A 16823-nucleotide genomic window follows, 5' to 3' on the forward strand; every position below is an offset into this window, starting at 1 on the left:
GTTTGGGGAATCATTTAGCCCCATCGGAGTCGGAACAATGCTCGCCAACCTGGCATATAGATAGCTGGCCGTTGGTTTTTTGATCTGTTTTCGGCGAGGGTTGCTCGTGATTGTTAGTCCCTGTAATGCACCAAAATTGTCTGCCAAACGGTTACGAAACGCACTGGTGACGGGCTCTGCACTGCTTTGCCTGCTTAGCGCCGGCCAACTCTGGGCATTCAATCTGGATGATGTATCGGCCAAGGCTAAGGATCTGGCCGGGCAGAAGTACGAGGCTCCGCGCAGTAACCTGCCGAACGAATTTCGTGAGATGAAGTTCGCGGACTATCAGAAAATCCGCTTCCTGCCTGAAAAGGCCGAGTGGGCCAAGCAGAAAACCCCATTCAAGCTGTCCTTCTATCATCAGGGCATGCATTTCGACACGCCGGTGAAAATCAACGAAATCACCACGAACACCGTCGAAGAGATCAAATACGACTCGACTCGCTTCGACTTCGGCGACCTCAAGTTCGATCCCAAGGCCACCGAGCAGCTCGGTTATGCGGGCTTTCGCGTGCTGTACCCGATCAACAAGGCGGACAAGCAGGACGAAATCATGACCATGCTCGGCGCGAGCTACTTCCGCGTCGTCGGCAAGGGGCACGTCTATGGTCTGTCGGCCCGTGGCCTGGCCATCGACACCGCGCTGCCGTCCGGTGAGGAATTCCCGCGCTTTACCGAATTCTGGATCCAGCAACCCAAGCCGACCGACAAGCATCTGGTGATCTTCGCCCTGCTGGACTCGCCGCGCGCCACCGGCGCCTATCGCCTGACCCTGCGTCCGGGCAGCGACACCATCGTCGACGTCAAGGCCCGGATGTTCCTGCGTGACAAGGTCGGCAAGCTGGGTATTGCCCCGCTGACCAGCATGTTCCTGTTCGGCGCCAACCAGCCGTCGAAAGTCCTCAACTACCGCCGCGAGCTGCACGATTCCAGCGGCCTGTCGATCCATGCCGGCAACGGCGAGTGGATCTGGCGTCCGCTGAACAACCCGAAACACCTGGCCGTGAGCAACTTCTCGGTGGAAAACCCGCGTGGTTTCGGTCTGCTGCAGCGTGGCCGCGACTTCAGCCACTACGAAGACCTCGACGACCGCTACGACAAGCGTCCAAGCGCCTGGATCGAGCCGAAGGGCGACTGGGGCAAAGGCACCGTCGACCTGGTAGAGATCCCGACCGCGGACGAAACCAACGACAACATCGTGGCGTTCTGGAGCCCGGAAAAGCAGCCTGAGCCAGGCCAGCCGTTCGATTTCGCCTATCGCCTGCACTGGACCATGGACGAAGCTTCCCTGCATTCGCCGGACAGCTCCTGGGTCGAGCAGACCCTGCGCTCCACCGGTGACGTCAAGCAATCCAACCTGATCCGCCAACCGGACGGCAGCGTGGCCTACCTGGTGGACTTCGAAGGTCCATCCCTGGCGGCATTGCCGGAAGACACCGAGGTGCGCAGCCAAGTCAGCGTCGGCGACAACGCCGAGCTGGTGGAAAACAGCGTGCGCTACAACCCTGAAACCAAGGGCTGGCGCCTGACTCTGCGGATGAAGATCAAGGACCCGAGCAAATCCACCGAGATGCGCGCGGCCCTGGTCAAGAACGCCACCCCTGTCGAGCCGGCCAAGGCCGTGTCGCCAGCCTCCAGCGCCTCCATTGCCAAGGCCGACAAAGTCGCCGCCAAGCAGCAGGAGAAGAAAGAGGCGGATGCCAAGCAAGCCGAAGCCAAGCCGGCCAAGGACGCCAAGAACCACAAAGACGCCAAGCAGCCTGCTGCTGCCGAGGCGGCCCCAGCCACACCGGAATCTGTCCCGACCGAGCAAGTCCTGACCGAGACCTGGAGCTACCAGTTGCCTGCCGATGAGTAACGCTCAAGTACAGCCAGAGACTCTTTCCGAGTATCTGGCGCACCTGCCAATGACCGATGAGCAGCGCGCGGAACTCGCGGGCTGCAAGTCCTTCAGTGAACTGCACGAACGCCTGTCGTCGTCGACGTTCGACGCGCCCGCCGATGCCGCCCAGGCCTCGGTGGGCCGCCGGCTGACCCTGGGTTCCGCCGAGGAACTGCTCGATGCCGAGATGCTGGCGCTCGACGCCAGCGGTCGTGTGTGCCTCAAGGCCACGCCGCCGATTCGTCGGACCAAGGTCGTTCCCGAGCCATGGCGCACCAATATCCTGGTGCGTGGCTGGCGGCGCCTGACCGGTCGGACCAATCCGCCGCAGCCACCGAAAGATCAGAACGTGCTGCCGGCCGCCCGCTGGCGCACCGTCGGTTCGATCCGTCGCTACATCCTGTTGCTGCTGATGCTTGGCCAGACCATCGTCGCCGGCTGGTACATGAAAGGCATCATGCCGTACCAGGGCTGGTCGTTCGTCGACCTGGAAGAAATCACGCGTCAGCCATTGATGCAGACCGCCACCCAGGTACTGCCGTACGCCTTGCAAACCAGCATTCTGATCATGTTCGGTATCCTGTTTTGCTGGGTCTCGGCCGGTTTCTGGACCGCGCTGATGGGCTTCCTCGAACTGCTCACCGGGCATGACAAATACCGCATTTCCGGCAAAAGCGCCGGCAACGAGCCGATCCCCAAGGATGCCCGTACCGCGCTGGTCATGCCGATCTGCAACGAAGACGTGCCGCGGGTATTCGCCGGCTTGCGGGCGACCTTCGAGTCGGTCGCGGCCACTGGCGACCTGGACCGCTTCGACTTCTTCGTGCTCAGCGACAGTAACGAGACCGATATCTGCGTGGCCGAGCAACAGGCCTGGCTGGACGTCTGCCGCGAAACCAAGGGTTTCGGCAAGATCTTCTATCGCCGTCGCCGCCGTCGGGTGAAACGCAAGAGCGGTAACCTCGACGACTTCTGCCGTCGTTGGGGCGGCGACTACAAGTACATGGTGGTGCTCGACGCCGACAGCGTGATGAGCGGCGAATGCCTGACCAGCCTGGTGCGCCTGATGGAGGCCACACCGGACGCGGGTATTATCCAGACCGCGCCGAAAGCCTCGGGCATGGACACCCTGTATGCGCGCATGCAGCAGTTCGCCACCCGCGTCTACGGCCCGCTGTTCACCGCCGGCCTGCACTTCTGGCAGTTGGGCGAATCCCACTACTGGGGCCACAACGCGATCATCCGCATGAAGCCGTTCATCGAGCACTGCGCCCTGGCGCCGTTGCCCGGTAAAGGCGCCTTCGCCGGTGCGATCCTGTCCCACGACTTCGTCGAAGCGGCGCTGATGCGTCGCGCCGGCTGGGGCGTGTGGATTGCCTACGATCTGCCGGGCAGCTATGAAGAGCTGCCGCCGAACCTGCTGGACGAGCTCAAGCGCGACCGGCGCTGGTGCCACGGCAACCTGATGAACTTCCGCCTGTTCCTGGTCAAGGGCATGCACCCGGTGCACCGTGCGGTGTTCCTCACCGGGGTGATGTCCTACCTGTCGGCGCCGTTGTGGTTCTTCTTCCTGGTGCTGTCGACGGCGCTGCTGGCGGTCAACACGCTGATGGAGCCGCAGTACTTCCTGGAGCCGCGCCAGCTGTATCCGCTGTGGCCGCAATGGCATCCGGACAAGGCGATCGCGCTGTTCTCGACCACTATCGTGCTGCTGTTCCTGCCGAAGCTGTTGAGCATCATCCTGATCTGGGCCAAGGGCGCGAAAGAGTTCGGCGGCAAGTTCAAGGTGACCCTGTCGATGCTGCTGGAGATGCTGTTCTCCATGCTGTTGGCGCCGGTACGCATGATCTTCCACACCCGTTTTGTGCTGGCCGCGTTCCTGGGCTGGGCCGCGACCTGGAACTCGCCACAACGTGACGACGACTCCACGCCGTGGAGCGAAGCGGTGCGCCGCCATGGTCCGCAGACCCTGCTGGGCTTCTGCTGGGCGCTGCTGGTGATCTGGCTGAACCCGAGCTTCCTCTGGTGGCTGGTGCCGATCGTCGGCTCGCTGATGCTGTCGATCCCGGTGTCGGTGATTTCCAGCCGCGTCGGCCTGGGCCTGAAGTCCCGTGACGAAAGCCTGTTCCTGATCCCCGAGGAATACGCGCCGCCCCAGGAACTGCTGTCCACCGACCAGTACACCCATGAAAACCGTTGGCATGCGCTGAACGACGGTTTCATCCGGGCAGTGGTCGATCCGCAGCAGAACGCCCTGGCCTGCGCCCTGGCGACGTCCCGGCACGGCCTGGCCGAGCCGATCGAGTGGCTGCGTATCGAACGTGTCCGCCATGCCCTGAAAGTCGGGCCGGCGGCGCTGAACAACGGCGAGCGCCTGGCGCTGCTGAGCGATCCGGTGGCCCTGGCCCGCCTGCACGAGCAGGTCTGGAGCGAAGGCCACGCCGACTGGCTGAGCGCCTGGCGGCAATCGGTGGATGAAGATCCTCATGCACCGTTGTTGCCGTTGCGACCGCCAACGACAATCGCCCAACCGGCCTGATGACAACGCCCTTGAGAGCACTCTCAAGGGCGTTGTTGTTTGTGGGTTCGCACTTGTAGCCGTTGCCGCAGGCTGCGATCGATTGGGCGGCATTCCGTACCGAAGGGGGCGCAGGATCTTGAGATCGCAGGAGGTCCTGCGGACCTATCGCAGCCTGCGGCATCGGCTACAGGGAAATTGTCGTCCCCTCTGTAACAACAAATCCTGGTCAAGCCCTTGTGCAAATAGGCGGGTGAGTTAGCATCGCACCCCGAATTGCCGCGAGCGGGCCCATGGTGTCCGTATCTGCCGGTTTTCCAAGGGAAAACCGGCCGCGGGTTCACCTCACAATAAAATGGGTTCAGGGGACTTGAAGATGAAGAAGTATCTCTCGATGCTGCTGCTCGGCGTCACGGCAATGCTGGCGGTCAATGCAGCCCAGGCTGGCGCCATCGATGATGCGGTCAAGCGCGGCACGCTGAAAGTCGGCATGGACCCGACCTACATGCCGTTCGAGATGACCAACAAGCGCGGCGAGATCATCGGTTTCGAGGTCGATATCCTCAAGGCCATGACCAAGGCCATGGGCGTCAAGCTGGAGCTGGTTTCCACCGGCTACGACGGGATCATCCCGGCCCTGCTGACCGACAAGTTCGACATGATCGGCAGCGGCATGACCCTGACCCAGGAACGCAACCTGCGCCTGAACTTCAGCGAACCCTTCATCGTGGTCGGCCAGACCCTGCTGATCCGCAAGGAGCTGGAAGGCACCATCAAGTCCTATAAAGACCTGAACAGCGCCGACTACCGCATCACCTCCAAGCTGGGCACCACCGGCGAAATGGTCGCCAAGAAGCTGATTGCCAAGGCCAAGTACCACGGCTACGACAATGAGCAGGAAGCCGTGCTCGACGTGGTCAACGGCAAGGCCGACGCCTTTATCTACGACGCCCCGTACAACGTGGTGGCGCTGAGCAAGGTCGGTAACGGCAAGCTTACGTTCCTCGACAAGCCGTTCACCTATGAGCCCCTGGCCTTTGGCCTGAAGAAGGGTGACTACGACAGCCTCAACTTCATCAACAACTTCCTGCACCAGATCCACGAAGACGGCACCTACGATCGCATCCATGACAAGTGGTTCAAGAGCACCGAGTGGCTCAAGGACATGGAATAACACTCGGTCAGACAGACCGAGTCGCCCCCATTCGCGGGCAAGCCTCGCTCCTACGGATTCATGCAATTCCTGTAGGAGCGAGCCGGCTCGCGATGGCGTCCTGATCGGCAATACCGAACCTCCCCGCTGCAAACGGCTGGAACCTGCAAAGTGATCAAACATAAAAAAGCCCAATGGCCCTGGCACGTACTGACCGTGCTGGTGCTGATCGGCCTGGCCGGCGCGTTGTACTACGCCACCTCGCTGATGTCCTACGAGTGGCGCTGGAACCGCGTACCACAGTACTTCGCCTACCAGGCCGAGGAATCGCAGCGGGCGGCGGACATCTCCACCGTCAGCGAGCTGGTGCGCAAAGGCGGCAAGGCCGAAGTCACGCTGCGCAACGACGCGGGCGACGAGCAACAGCTGACGGTCGACGAGAACAGCCTGCAAGTTGCCCGTGGCGACGATGTGGCCGAAGGCGATGTGATCGGCGTGACCCGTCACTGGGCGGCCGGACCGCTGCTGCTGGGCCTGTGGACCACCTTGTGGCTGTCGGTGGTGTCCGGGGTGCTGGGGCTGTTCATCGGCCTGGCGACCGGGCTTTGCCGGCTGTCGAACAACCCGACCCTGCGCGATCTGTCGACCATCTATGTCGAACTGGTACGCGGCACGCCGTTGCTGGTGCAGATTTTCATTTTCTATTTCTTCATCGGCACGGTGCTGAACCTGTCCCGCGAGTTCGCCGGGATCGCCGCGCTGTCGTTGTTCACCGGTGCCTATGTGGCGGAAATCGTCCGCGCCGGCGTGCAGTCGATCGCTCGCGGCCAGAATGAGGCGGCCCGCTCCCTGGGCCTGAACGCCAGCCAGTCGATGCGCCATGTGGTGCTGCCGCAGGCTTTCAAGCGCGTGCTGCCGCCGCTGGCCGGGCAGTTCATCAGCCTGGTGAAGGACACCTCGCTGGTATCGGTGATCGCCATCACCGAACTGCTCAAGAGCGGACGTGAAGTCATCACCACCTCGTTCTCGCCGTTCGAGATCCTGTTCTGCGTGGCGGCCCTGTACCTGTTGATCAACCTGCCGCTGTCGAAGATGGCCAGCCGGCTTGAGCGGAGGCTCGCGCAAAGTGATTGAAGTTCGCGATCTGGTAAAAGTCTTCGACACCCGGGGCCAGGTGGTCCGCGCGGTGGATAACGTCACCACCCGCGTGGCCAAGGGCGAAGTGCTGGTGGTGATCGGTCCGTCCGGTTCCGGCAAGTCGACCTTCCTGCGTTGCCTCAACGGCCTGGAGCAGTTCGATTCCGGCTCGGTGAGCATCGACGGCCTGCAACTGGCCGACCCGAAGACCGATGTGAATGCCTATCGCCGCGAAGTCGGCATGGTGTTCCAGCACTTCAACCTGTTCCCGCACATGACCGTGCTGGAAAACCTCTGCCTGGCGCAGAAGGTGGTGCGCAAGCGCGGCAAGCAGGAGCGCGAGGCCAAGGCCCTGGCGTTGCTGGAGAAGGTCGGTATCGCGCAGAAGGCCAACGAATTCCCGTCGCGGCTCTCTGGCGGCCAGCAGCAGCGCGTGGCCATCGCCCGGGCGCTGGCCATGGAACCCAAGGTCATGCTGTTCGACGAGCCGACTTCGGCGCTGGACCCGGAAATGGTCGGCGAAGTGCTGGATGTGATGAAGACCCTGGCCCTGGAAGGCATGACCATGGTCTGCGTGACCCACGAAATGGGCTTCGCCCGGGAGGTGGCGGATCGGGTGCTGTTCTTCGATCACGGCAAATTGCTGGAAGACGCCTCGCCAGCGGCGTTCTTCGATGCACCCAAAGACCCGCGGGCCCAGGCGTTTTTGCGTCAGGTCCTGTAACCCACCCTGATACCCTGCTTGGCAATACGCCCTGTAGCCGCTACCGAAGGCTGCGATAAGGCCCGAAGGGCCTTGGTTCCCGATCTCAGGCCGAACATCTGACGGCCTTGAGATCGCTGCGCCCCTTCGGGGCGATCGCAGCCTGCGGCAGCGGCTACAGGGTGCGGATCAAACCCGGAAGCGCCCGACCAGGGCCTGCAAATGGGTCCCCAGGCGCGCCAGCTCGACGCTGGAGGCCGCTGTCTCTTCACTGGCTGCCGAGGTCTGCTCGGACACGTCGCGCACGTTCAGCACGCTTCTGTTGATTTCCTCGGCCACCGCGCTCTGCTGTTCGGCCGCGGCGGCGATCTGCTGGTTCATCGCCTGGATCGCCGAGACGGTGCGGGTGATGTTTTCCAGCGAGCCACCGGCACGGCGGGTCAGTGCGACGCTGCTGTCGGTCAGGCTGCGGCTGTTGTCCATGATGTTGGCCACTTCCTGGGTGCCGTTCTGCAGGCCGACGATCAGTTCCTCGATCTCTTCGGTGGACTTCTGGGTGCGCTGCGCCAGGCTGCGCACCTCGTCGGCGACCACGGCGAAACCGCGACCGGCTTCGCCCGCGCGGGCGGCTTCGATGGCGGCGTTGAGGGCCAGCAGGTTGGTCTGCTGGGCGACCGACTTGATCACGTCGAGCACGCTGCCGATCTTGTCGCTTTCCTGCTTCAGGTGGCCCATGGCGGCGGTGGAGTTGCCGACCTCGGCGGCCAGGCGCTCGATCTGTGCGATGGCCTCGCCGACCACCTTGTCGCCTTCGCGGGCCTGCTGATCGGCGGCGACCGCGGCTTCCGAGGCTTCTTCGGCGTTGCGCGCGACTTCCTGGACCGTGGTGGCCATTTCATTCATGGCAGTGGCGACCTGATCGGTCTCGACTTTCTGGCTGTTGACCCCGGCACTGGTCTGTTCGGTCACCGCCGACAGCTGCTCGGCGGCGCTGGCAATCTGGGTCACGCCATCGCTGATGCCGCCGATCAGCTCGCGCAGGCTCAGGGTCATGCGTTGCATCGCCCGTTGCAGCTGGCCGAGCTCGTCGCGCCGCTCGACCTGCAGGTTCTCGCTGAGATCGCCCGAGGCGACACGCTCGACCACTTTGAGAGTCTGGCGCAGCGGGATGACGATCTGCCGGGTGATGCTCCAGGCGGCGACCAGGCCGAACAGCAGGGCCAGCGCGGTAACGATGGCCAGGGTGCTTCTGGCCTGGGCAGCGTCGCTGTCGCGTTTGTGGGTTTGTGCGGCGGTCAGCTGCTTGCTGACTTCCATCAGACGGTCGCCCTGGGCCGCCATGCGTTTGAGGGCGGCGGCGCTGGCCACCTGGGAGTCGCGGAAGTCGCTGACCGCCGAGCGATAGCCTTTCAGGGCGTCGGTGGCCTGTTGCAGGTTGGCCAGGTGCTGTTCCGGCAGCTTGGCCGGCAGGCTGGCGAGGTTGTTCAGGGCGTTGTCGATGGCGTCCAGCGCCGGCTGCTCGGCCTCGGCCTTGCCGCTGTAGGTGTAGCCGCGGACCTGGAAGCGCGCCTGCTGGATCAGCTTGCTCAGGTCGATGACGCTGTTGAATTGCGCCACGCTGTCGCCCTGCAGCATGGATTTCTCCACTTCGGCCACCCGGGCCACGGCGTTATCGGCGGTGGCGCCCAGTTTGGCGCGGGCGGCTTCACGGCTGGCGGTGGCGCGGGTCATGTCGGCGAAGGCCAGCTTGTACTCGCTGACGGCGGCGATCTGCTGGTCGATCATGGCGATGCTTTCAGGCATTTCCAGCATCTTGCGCGCGCGTTGCAAGCCGTCGTCGAGCTTGGTCAGCAGCTCGCTGACCGGCCCCGGGCCTTGTTCGCCACGGCGCATTTCATAGTCCAGGCGCGCGTTGCGCAGGTCCTTGGTCAGCTCGTTGAGGCTGGAGATGTAGCCCAGCTTGTCGCCGCGCTCGATCACATTGCCCAGGCCCAGCCAGCCGGTCGCGGTGATCAACAGGGTCAGTAGCAGCACCAGGCCGAAGCCAACGCCGAGTTTGAGGTTGACGCTCACATTTCCCAGACTCTGGGCTAACCAACGGTACATGCCGCGAACTCCCTTGGGCTATTAATAGGTTTTGTACCAAGGCTATCGGCTGCGTCAGATTAATCTGAAGCATCCATGTAACAGCAGCGAGGCTTGCCGGCGATGGCGCTGTGTCAGGCACACGGCTATCGCGGGCAAGCCTCGCTCCTACGGGAGTGGGGGCTAATCAGAAGAGGCGGGCGAGAAGGGCGGTGACGGCGGTTTCGACCCGCAGGATGCGCTCGCCGAGCTGCACCGGTTGCAGGCCGGACTTGCCCAGCAGGTCAATTTCGTAGGGGATCCAGCCGCCTTCCGGGCCGATGGCCAGGGTCACCGGCTCATCCAGGCCGCGAGGGCAGGCCGGGTACTGGCCGGGATGGCCGACCAGGCCGAGGGTACCTTCGACCAGCGCTGGCAGACGGTCTTCGACGAAAGGTTTGAAGCGTTTTTCGATGACCACGTCCGGCAGCACGCTGTCGCGGGCCTGTTCCAGGCCAAGAATCAGTTGCTCGCGAATCGCCTCGGGTTCGAGGAAAGGGGTTTGCCAGAAGCTTTTCTCGACCCGATAGCTGTTCACCAGCACCAGCCGAGGCACACCCATGGCGGCGACGGTTTGCAGCACCCGGCGGAGCATTTTCGGACGGGGCAGGGCCAGCACCAGGGTCAGGGGCAGCTTGGTCGGCGGCGGCTGGTCGAGGCTGACCCGCAGTTCGGCTTCCCCGGGCTCCAGGCGCAGCAGTTCGGCCGAGCCCATCAGGCCGCCGATACGACCGACCCGCAGGCTGTCGCCCACCGCGGCACGATGGACTTCCTGCATGTGGGTCAGGCGGCGATCGCGCAGGATCACCCGGTCGGCCGCGATGAAGTCGGCCTCTTCAAGAAGCAGCAGGTTCACGCTTGGGTCGCTGGCGGCTGGTCGTTGTGGTCTTCAGCCGGCTGGTCGTCCGGATGGTCGCCGCGCTTGCTGATCAGGCTGCCGAACAGGATGCCGATCTCGAACAGCAGCCACATCGGTACTGCCAGCAAGGTCTGGGAGAAAATGTCCGGCGGGGTCAGGATCATGCCGACCACGAAGCAGCCGATGATCACGTACGGGCGGATCTTCTTCAGGTAGGCGACGTTGACCACGCCGATCCACACCAGCAGCACCACCGCCACCGGGATCTCGAACGCTACGCCGAAGGCGAAGAACAGGGTCATGACGAAATCGAGGTAGCTGGTGATGTCGGTCATCATTTCCACGCCGGCCGGGGTGGCCGCGGCGAAGAACTTGAAGATCAGCGGGAACACCAGGAAGTAGGCGAAGGCCATGCCGATGTAGAACAACAGGATGCTGGAGACCAGCAGCGGTACGGCGATGCGCTTTTCGTGCTTGTACAGGCCGGGGGCGATGAAACCCCAGATCTGGTGCAGGATCACCGGGATCGCCAGAAACAGCGAGACCATCATCGTCAGCTTGAGCGGGGTCAGGAACGGCGACGCCACGTCGGTGGCGATCATCGTTGCGCCCGCCGGCAGGTACTGGCGCAGCGGCGTGGAGACGATGGTGTAGATCTGCTGGGTGAAGGCGAACAGCCCGCCGAAGATCAGGAAGATCGCCGCCACGCAGCGCAGCAACCGGGTGCGCAACTCGGTGAGGTGCGACACCAGCGGCATATGTTGGTCGTTTTCCGGAATATCGCTCATGGGGCTCGCGGCGGCAAAGTAGGGTCGTGGGGGGCTGGCGTGACAGGCGTTGTCACGGGCGCAGCCGGTTCGGCCGGTGCAGTTGCGGCAGTGGGGCTCGCCGTGGTCGCGCTGGCTGGTGCTTCAGGCGCCGCGGCGGGCGCATGAATGCTCTGCTCGGCCACGGGCTCGACCGGTGTCGGCTGTTGCTGGGTCGGATTGAGGATCTTCCGCGCTTCCTGTTCCAGCGACAGAATGTGTTCGTTGTGCAGTTGCCGACGAATTTCATCGGCACCGATTTCCCGTTCAACTTCCTGCTTGATCGCATTGAAGCTGCGCTTCAAGCGGCCGATCCACAGGCCTGCCGTGCGCGCGGCACCCGGCAGACGCTCGGGGCCGAGCACCAGCAGGGCCACCAGGCCGACGAGCAGCAGTTCAGAGAAGCTGATACCAAACATTAGTCAGTGCTCACGAGTCTTTGCGGGTCGGCTCTTCGACTTTTTGCGCCTGCACGTCGATGGTGTGCGGCTGGTTCAACGGAGCGCTTTGCGGCTGGACCGGCGGAGCAGGCTGTGCGGTCGGTGGCACGCCGGGTTCGGCGGGTTTTTCGTCGTCGTTCATGGCCTTGCGAAAGCCCTTGATCGATTCGCCGACGTCGGTGCCGAGGTTTTTCAGTTTCTTGGTGCCGAACACCAGCACCACGACAACCAGGATGACGATCCAGTGTTTCCAGTCAAAAATGCCCATGCTGCGTTTCCTCTCTAAATGATGTTCAGGCGGACGGACGCGAGGCTTTCTCGGCGTGTCCGGACAAACCGAAGCGCCGGTCCAGTTCATCGAGAACGGCCTGCGGATGCTGCCCCAGCTGGGCGAGCATGACCATAGTGTGGAACCACAGGTCGGCGGTTTCGTAGATCACATCGCTGCAGTCGCCGCTGTGGGCGGCGTCCTTGGCGGCGATGATGGTTTCCACCGATTCCTCGCCGACTTTTTCCAGAATCTTGTTCAGGCCCTTGTGGTACAGGCTGGCGACATAGGAAGTGTCGGCGGCGGCGCCTTTGCGCTCTTCCAGCACCTGGGCCAGACGGGTCAGGGTATCGCTCATGTTCAGTGTCCTGCTTGATAGATCGCGTGCGGGTCTTTGAGTACCGGATCGACCGTTTTCCAGTCGCCGTTTTCATAAACGCGGTAGAAGCAGCTCTGGCGGCCTGTATGGCAGGCAATGTCGCCGATCTGTTCGACCATCAGGATGATGACGTCGGCATCGCAGTCCAGGCGCATTTCATGAAGCTTTTGCACATGCCCGGACTCTTCTCCCTTGCGCCATAGCTTGCCACGCGAACGTGACCAGTAGATGGCACGGTTTTCGGCAGCGGTCAGGCTCAGCGCCTCGCGGTTCATCCAGGCCATCATCAGCACGCGCCCGGTCTTGTGATCCTGGGCGATGGCTGGCACCAGGCCGTCAGCGTCCCATTTGATCTCGTCCAGCCAATCTTTCATCTTCGACTCCGACAACAGGGCTCGACGCGCTCGTCGAGCCTCGGCGATGGGAAACAGTGTGCCAGCCGCTAGCCCGGCTGGCTATCGGCGCACGACCAGATACAAGCCCACGGCAATCATGATTCCAGCCGGCCAGTGACCCAGCCCGTTCAGCGGTCCGCCGGCCGCGAGGATCGCCCCACCGCCCAGGTGCGCCGCGCCGAGAAGACGCAGGAACCAGTCGTCCTTGCGCCGTTTCCAGGGAGGAGAAGGGTCCTGGGCATGGGGCTGGGACATGCGTTCGAGCAAGTCGCGGGTCATGTTGGCCAGGTGCGGCAGTTGCTCGACCTGGCTGTGCAGGTTGCCCAGCAAGGCTTTCGGGCTGACGCGCTCGCGCATCCAGCGTTCGAGGAACGGCTGGGCGGTGTTCCACAGGTCCAGCTCCGGGTACAGCTGGCGGCCCAGGCCTTCGATGTTCAGCAGGGTCTTTTGCAGCAGCACCAGCTGCGGCTGCACTTCCATGTTGAAGCGGCGAGCGGTCTGGAACAGGCGCATCAGCACCTGGCCGAAGGAAATATCCTTTAACGGTTTTTCGAAGATCGGCTCGCACACGGTACGGATCGCCGCTTCGAATTCGTTGAGTTTGGTCTCTGCCGGCACCCAGCCCGAATCGATGTGCAACTGCGCCACGCGCCGGTAATCGCGCTTGAAGAACGCGAACAGGTTGCGGGCCAGGTAGTCCTGGTCTTCCGGAGTCAGGCTGCCGACGATGCCGCAGTCGATGGCAATGTACTGCGGGCTCCAGGGCTGCACGGTGCTGACGAAGATGTTGCCCGGGTGCATGTCGGCGTGGAAGAAACTGTCGCGGAACACCTGGGTGAAGAATATCTCCACGCCGCGCTCGGCGAGCATTTTCATGTCGGTGCGCTGGTCGGCGAGGGTGGCCAGGTCGGTCACCTGGATCCCGTAGATGCGTTCCATGACCAGCACTTTCGGCCGGCACCAGTCCCAGTAGACCTGCGGCACGTAGAGCAGTGGCGAGCCTTCGAAGTTGCGCTTGAGCTGGCTGGCGTTGGCCGCTTCGCGCAACAGGTCGAGTTCGTCGTAGATGGTCTTTTCGTAGTCACTGACCACGTCCACCGGGTGCAGCAGGCGGGCGTCGGCCGAGACCTTCTCGGCGGCGCGGGCGAGGATGAACAGCCAGGCCAGATCCTGGGCGATGACCGGTTTGAGGCCCGGGCGGATGACCTTGACCACCACTTCTTCGCCGCTCTTGAGCTGGGCGGCATGGACTTGCGCCACCGAGGCGGAGGCCAGGGGCTCGATATCGAAGCGGCTGAACACCTCGCTGATTTTCTTGCCCAATTGTTCCTCGATCAGCGCCACCGACTTCTTCGAGTCGAAGGGCGGTACGCGGTCCTGCAGCAGCATCAGCTCGTTGGCGATGTCTTCGGGCAGCAGGTCGCGGCGGGTCGAGAGAATCTGCCCGAACTTGATGAAGATCGGTCCCAGGTCCTGCAAGGCCAGGCGCAGGCGTGCGCCGCGGCTCAGTTCCAGTGGCTTGCGCGGGAACCAGCGCCAGGGCAAGGCGTAGCGCAGCGCCAGGAGGAACCAGGGCAGCGGCAGGGCGAACAGCAGGTCATCGAGGCGGTAGCGGATCACGACGCGCTGGATGCGCAACAAACGGCGGACGGCAAGCAGCTTCATGCGTTATCGCTTGGGTCAAGGGATCGGGAAAGGCGCTCGAAGCGCGCCTCGAGGCGTTCCAGGTCGAGCTTGACCCGGTCCAGTTCGCTGAAACGGGCTTCGGCTTCGCGCTGGCCCACCAGGGTGCGCGACTCTTCGGCCAGGTATTCGGCAAGGTTCTGGTTCAGGCTGGCGAAACCCTGGCGATACCAGCGCGCGCGGCTACGGATATGGCCGCTGAACAGCTGGGTGGCCACCGGGCCGAGCCAGCGCGAGAGTTCGTATTCCCAGTCCAGCTCCAGGTCCTGGAGGACGGCCGCCAGTTCCAGCAGCACGCCGCTGTCGCCTTCCAGCTCGACCTCGGGACCGTGCAGCACCGCGGTCTTGTCCTGGCTCAGGGCCAGGCGCACCAGGCTCGAGGCCGGCGCCCGCAGGGTGCAGTCGGCGTCGGCGGCCCAATGCGCGGCGAGGGTCAGGCCCTCATCGCCGGGAATGACGAACAACTGCACGCTCGGGCTGCGGCAATCGACGGCAATGACCTTGCCGTTCAAAGGCTGCAAGCGTGGCAAAGCCGTGCTGTCGAGACGCAGTACACGGTTGAGGCCGTGTTCGACGCTGGCGAGCAGGCCGCTGAACAACATCAGGGTTTGATGCCGCGGTGCAGGGCGACAATGCCCGCGGTCATGTTGTGGTAGGTCACGCGATCGAAACCGGCCTCGACCATCATCGACTTCAGGGTTTCCTGGTTGGGGTGCATGCGGATCGATTCGGCCAGGTAGCGATAGCTTTCCGAGTCGTTGGTGATCAGCTTGCCGGCCAGTGGCATGAAGGCGAACGAGTAGGCGTCGTAGACCTTGGACATCAGGGCGTTGGTCGGTTTGGAGAATTCCAGCACCAGCAGGCGGCCACCGGGCTTGAGTACCCGCAGCATCGAGCGCAGGGCATCTTCCTTGTGGGTCACGTTGCGCAGGCCGAAGGCGATGGTCACGACGTCGAAATGGTTGTCCGGGAACGGCAGTTTTTCCGCGTCGGCCTGAACGAATTCGATGTTGCCGGCCACGCCCTTGTCGAGCAGGCGGTCGCGACCGACCTTGAGCATGGAGGCGTTGATGTCGGCCAGAACCACCTGGCCGGTAGGGCCCACCAGATGGGAAAACTTGCGGGTCAGGTCACCGGTGCCGCCGGCGATGTCCAGCACCCGATTGCCGGGGCGAACGCCGGACAATTCGATCGTGAAGCGTTTCCACAGGCGATGCATGCCACCGGACAGTACGTCGTTCATCAGGTCGTACTTGGCGGCTACCGAGTGGAACACCTCAGCGACTTTTTCCGCCTTCTGGCTTTCCGGAACGTTTTTGAAGCCGAAGTGAGTGGTGGGTTCGGCATCGCTGCCTTTGCGCTGATCAGTCATATCGCTGTCACCAAAAGAGAATGCGGGACATTCTAATCCCGGTGGCGGTCTTTGTCTTGGCAAGGCTGAATGTAAGATAGTGAAGCGCCGGGGCGTTTTGACGCAGCGCAGCTCAAGACGCTCAAGGCAAGTCCCGATAAATCAGGAGTCATTCAATGGCCCGTATAAGTGTTGAGCGTGCCCACGGCCTGGGTAAGGAGGCAGCCCGCGAAAAGGCTGACCAGTTGGCGCAGAAACTGGCCGATCAGTATGGCCTGGAGCCGCAGTGGTCGGGCGATACCCTGAACCTCAAGCGTTCGGGGGTCAAAGGTGCGGTGCTGGTGGGCGACGATTCGATCAGGGTCGATGTCGAGCTGGGCCTGTTGATGTCCGCCATGAGCGGCATGATCAAGTCGGAAATTGAAAAGGCGCTGGATAAAGCCCTAGTCTGAGGCGCTTTCGCGGAAGTCGGCTTGCCGGCGATTTCGGGTGTTGTCATGACGCCTGGGAAAGCATCGTTGGCGAGCTGGCTTTTCCAATAATCGTCCACTCTTTTATGACATTGGTTAGGGTGCCGATTCTAATTTTTCTCACTACTTTGTGCCTGAGCCCACTTTCCTGCGGGCAGTTCCTCAAACCTTCTGCGCGTGAGGTGCACTATGGCCAAAGTAATTCTGAAGAAAAAAGTTGATGCCGCATCAACCACTCTGAGTGAAGTCAAATCCTATGCCCGCAAGATCTGGCTGGCAGGCCTGGGTGCCTACACCAAGGTTGGCCAAGAGGGCAGCGAGTACTTTCAAGAACTCGTTAAGGCTGGTCAAACTGTTGAAAAGAAAGGCAAAAAAGTTGTGACTGAACAACTTGAGGCCGCCAACAGTCAGATTGATAGTGTGAAGGGGGATGTCACCAGTCTCAGAGGCAAAGTCGAAGTGCAACTGGATAAAGTCGAGAAGGCTTTTGACACGCGCGTCGCAAGTGCCTTGAATCGCATCGGCATTCCGTCTAAACATGACGTTGAGACACTCTCTGCTAAGCTCGATGAGCTGACGGCATTGCTCGAACGTGTCGCGCGTAAACATTAAG

17 protein-coding genes and 1 pseudogene are annotated in these 16823 nt (G+C 62.6%); 7 read left to right on the forward strand and 11 right to left on the reverse strand.

Translation table 11 applies throughout. From position 1 onward, the window contains the following. Positions 1-106: 106 nt before the first annotated feature. The 5 genes from AC3RCP_RS03275 to AC3RCP_RS03295 all read left to right on the forward strand — a co-directional run bounded on the left by AC3RCP_RS03275 (position 107) and on the right by AC3RCP_RS03295 (position 7456). The gene (locus AC3RCP_RS03275) at positions 107-1900 is read left to right on the forward strand and encodes a glucan biosynthesis protein G (protein ID WP_087090448.1); all 1794 of its coding nucleotides are present in this window, start codon (positions 107-109) and stop codon (positions 1898-1900) included. Further along, positions 1893-4463 (forward strand): glucans biosynthesis glucosyltransferase MdoH, encoded by a 2571-nt coding sequence (mdoH, locus tag AC3RCP_RS03280; RefSeq protein WP_101336612.1) that lies wholly within the window; start codon positions 1893-1895, stop codon positions 4461-4463. The genes AC3RCP_RS03275 and mdoH overlap by 8 nt, the downstream gene beginning before the upstream one ends. A gap of 355 nt (positions 4464-4818) precedes the next feature. Further along, entirely contained in the window at positions 4819-5616 is a 798-nt protein-coding gene (locus AC3RCP_RS03285) for a transporter substrate-binding domain-containing protein (protein ID WP_053259340.1), read from the forward strand. Positions 5617-5769: 153 nt separating this feature from the next. Further along, on the forward strand, positions 5770-6729 hold the full coding sequence (locus tag AC3RCP_RS03290; protein ID WP_371858164.1) for an amino acid ABC transporter permease: 960 nt from the start codon (positions 5770-5772) through the stop codon (positions 6727-6729). After that, entirely contained in the window at positions 6722-7456 is a 735-nt protein-coding gene (locus tag AC3RCP_RS03295; RefSeq protein ID WP_087089752.1) for an amino acid ABC transporter ATP-binding protein, read from the forward strand. The genes AC3RCP_RS03290 and AC3RCP_RS03295 overlap by 8 nt, the downstream gene beginning before the upstream one ends. 168 nt (positions 7457-7624) lie before the next feature. Here the strand turns inward: AC3RCP_RS03295 and AC3RCP_RS03300 are convergent, their stop codons facing one another. From AC3RCP_RS03300 to ubiE, 11 genes and pseudogenes are all read right to left on the reverse strand, one after another. Next, on the reverse strand, positions 7625-8497 hold the full coding sequence (locus tag AC3RCP_RS03300) for a methyl-accepting chemotaxis protein (protein WP_492571466.1): 873 nt from the start codon (positions 8495-8497) through the stop codon (positions 7625-7627). Then, positions 8480-9541 (reverse strand): annotated as a pseudogene (locus AC3RCP_RS03305) (methyl-accepting chemotaxis protein); the annotation flags it as partial. The gene AC3RCP_RS03300 and the pseudogene AC3RCP_RS03305, both read right to left, overlap by 18 nt. 166 nt (positions 9542-9707) lie before the next feature. Continuing rightward, entirely contained in the window at positions 9708-10415 is a 708-nt protein-coding gene (locus tag AC3RCP_RS03310; protein WP_101336614.1) for a 16S rRNA (uracil(1498)-N(3))-methyltransferase, read from the reverse strand. Further along, positions 10412-11206, reverse strand: a complete 795-nt coding sequence (gene tatC, locus AC3RCP_RS03315) for a twin-arginine translocase subunit TatC (protein WP_053259344.1) — start codon at positions 11204-11206, stop codon at positions 10412-10414. The genes AC3RCP_RS03310 and tatC overlap by 4 nt, the downstream gene beginning before the upstream one ends. Then, the gene (tatB, locus tag AC3RCP_RS03320; RefSeq protein ID WP_009041805.1) at positions 11203-11643 is read right to left on the reverse strand and encodes a Sec-independent protein translocase protein TatB; all 441 of its coding nucleotides are present in this window, start codon (positions 11641-11643) and stop codon (positions 11203-11205) included. The genes tatC and tatB overlap by 4 nt, the downstream gene beginning before the upstream one ends. A 10-nt stretch (positions 11644-11653) precedes the next feature. Beyond that, positions 11654-11932 (reverse strand): twin-arginine translocase TatA/TatE family subunit, encoded by a 279-nt coding sequence (locus tag AC3RCP_RS03325; protein ID WP_007925884.1) that lies wholly within the window; start codon positions 11930-11932, stop codon positions 11654-11656. A gap of 25 nt (positions 11933-11957) precedes the next feature. Further along, entirely contained in the window at positions 11958-12290 is a 333-nt protein-coding gene (locus AC3RCP_RS03330) for a phosphoribosyl-ATP diphosphatase (protein WP_007925883.1), read from the reverse strand. Positions 12291-12292: 2 nt separating this feature from the next. Continuing rightward, the gene (gene hisI / locus AC3RCP_RS03335) at positions 12293-12685 is read right to left on the reverse strand and encodes a phosphoribosyl-AMP cyclohydrolase (protein WP_007925882.1); all 393 of its coding nucleotides are present in this window, start codon (positions 12683-12685) and stop codon (positions 12293-12295) included. 81 nt (positions 12686-12766) lie between these two features. Beyond that, a complete protein-coding gene (ubiB, locus tag AC3RCP_RS03340) occupies positions 12767-14371 on the reverse strand; it encodes a ubiquinone biosynthesis regulatory protein kinase UbiB (RefSeq protein WP_492571384.1) in 1605 nt (534 codons plus the stop codon). Continuing rightward, entirely contained in the window at positions 14368-14991 is a 624-nt protein-coding gene (locus tag AC3RCP_RS03345; protein ID WP_009041807.1) for a ubiquinone biosynthesis accessory factor UbiJ, read from the reverse strand. The genes ubiB and AC3RCP_RS03345 overlap by 4 nt, the downstream gene beginning before the upstream one ends. Beyond that, on the reverse strand, positions 14991-15761 hold the full coding sequence (gene ubiE, locus AC3RCP_RS03350; RefSeq protein WP_007925879.1) for a bifunctional demethylmenaquinone methyltransferase/2-methoxy-6-polyprenyl-1,4-benzoquinol methylase UbiE: 771 nt from the start codon (positions 15759-15761) through the stop codon (positions 14991-14993). Before ubiE ends, AC3RCP_RS03345 begins: the two co-directional genes overlap by 1 nt. 155 nt (positions 15762-15916) lie before the next feature. On the opposite strand from ubiE, the gene AC3RCP_RS03355 reads away from it, so the two are divergent. Both AC3RCP_RS03355 and AC3RCP_RS03360 read left to right on the forward strand, forming a co-directional pair. Then, complete coding sequence (locus AC3RCP_RS03355) at positions 15917-16192, forward strand: polyhydroxyalkanoic acid system family protein (RefSeq protein ID WP_101336615.1); 276 nt, start codon at positions 15917-15919, stop codon at positions 16190-16192. A 207-nt stretch (positions 16193-16399) separates the two neighbouring features. Next, on the forward strand, positions 16400-16822 hold the full coding sequence (locus tag AC3RCP_RS03360; RefSeq protein ID WP_007925877.1) for a phasin family protein: 423 nt from the start codon (positions 16400-16402) through the stop codon (positions 16820-16822). The last annotated feature ends 1 nt before the right edge of the window (position 16823 follow it).

This window comes from Pseudomonas sp. GW822-FHT05A08 (assembly GCF_058800485.1).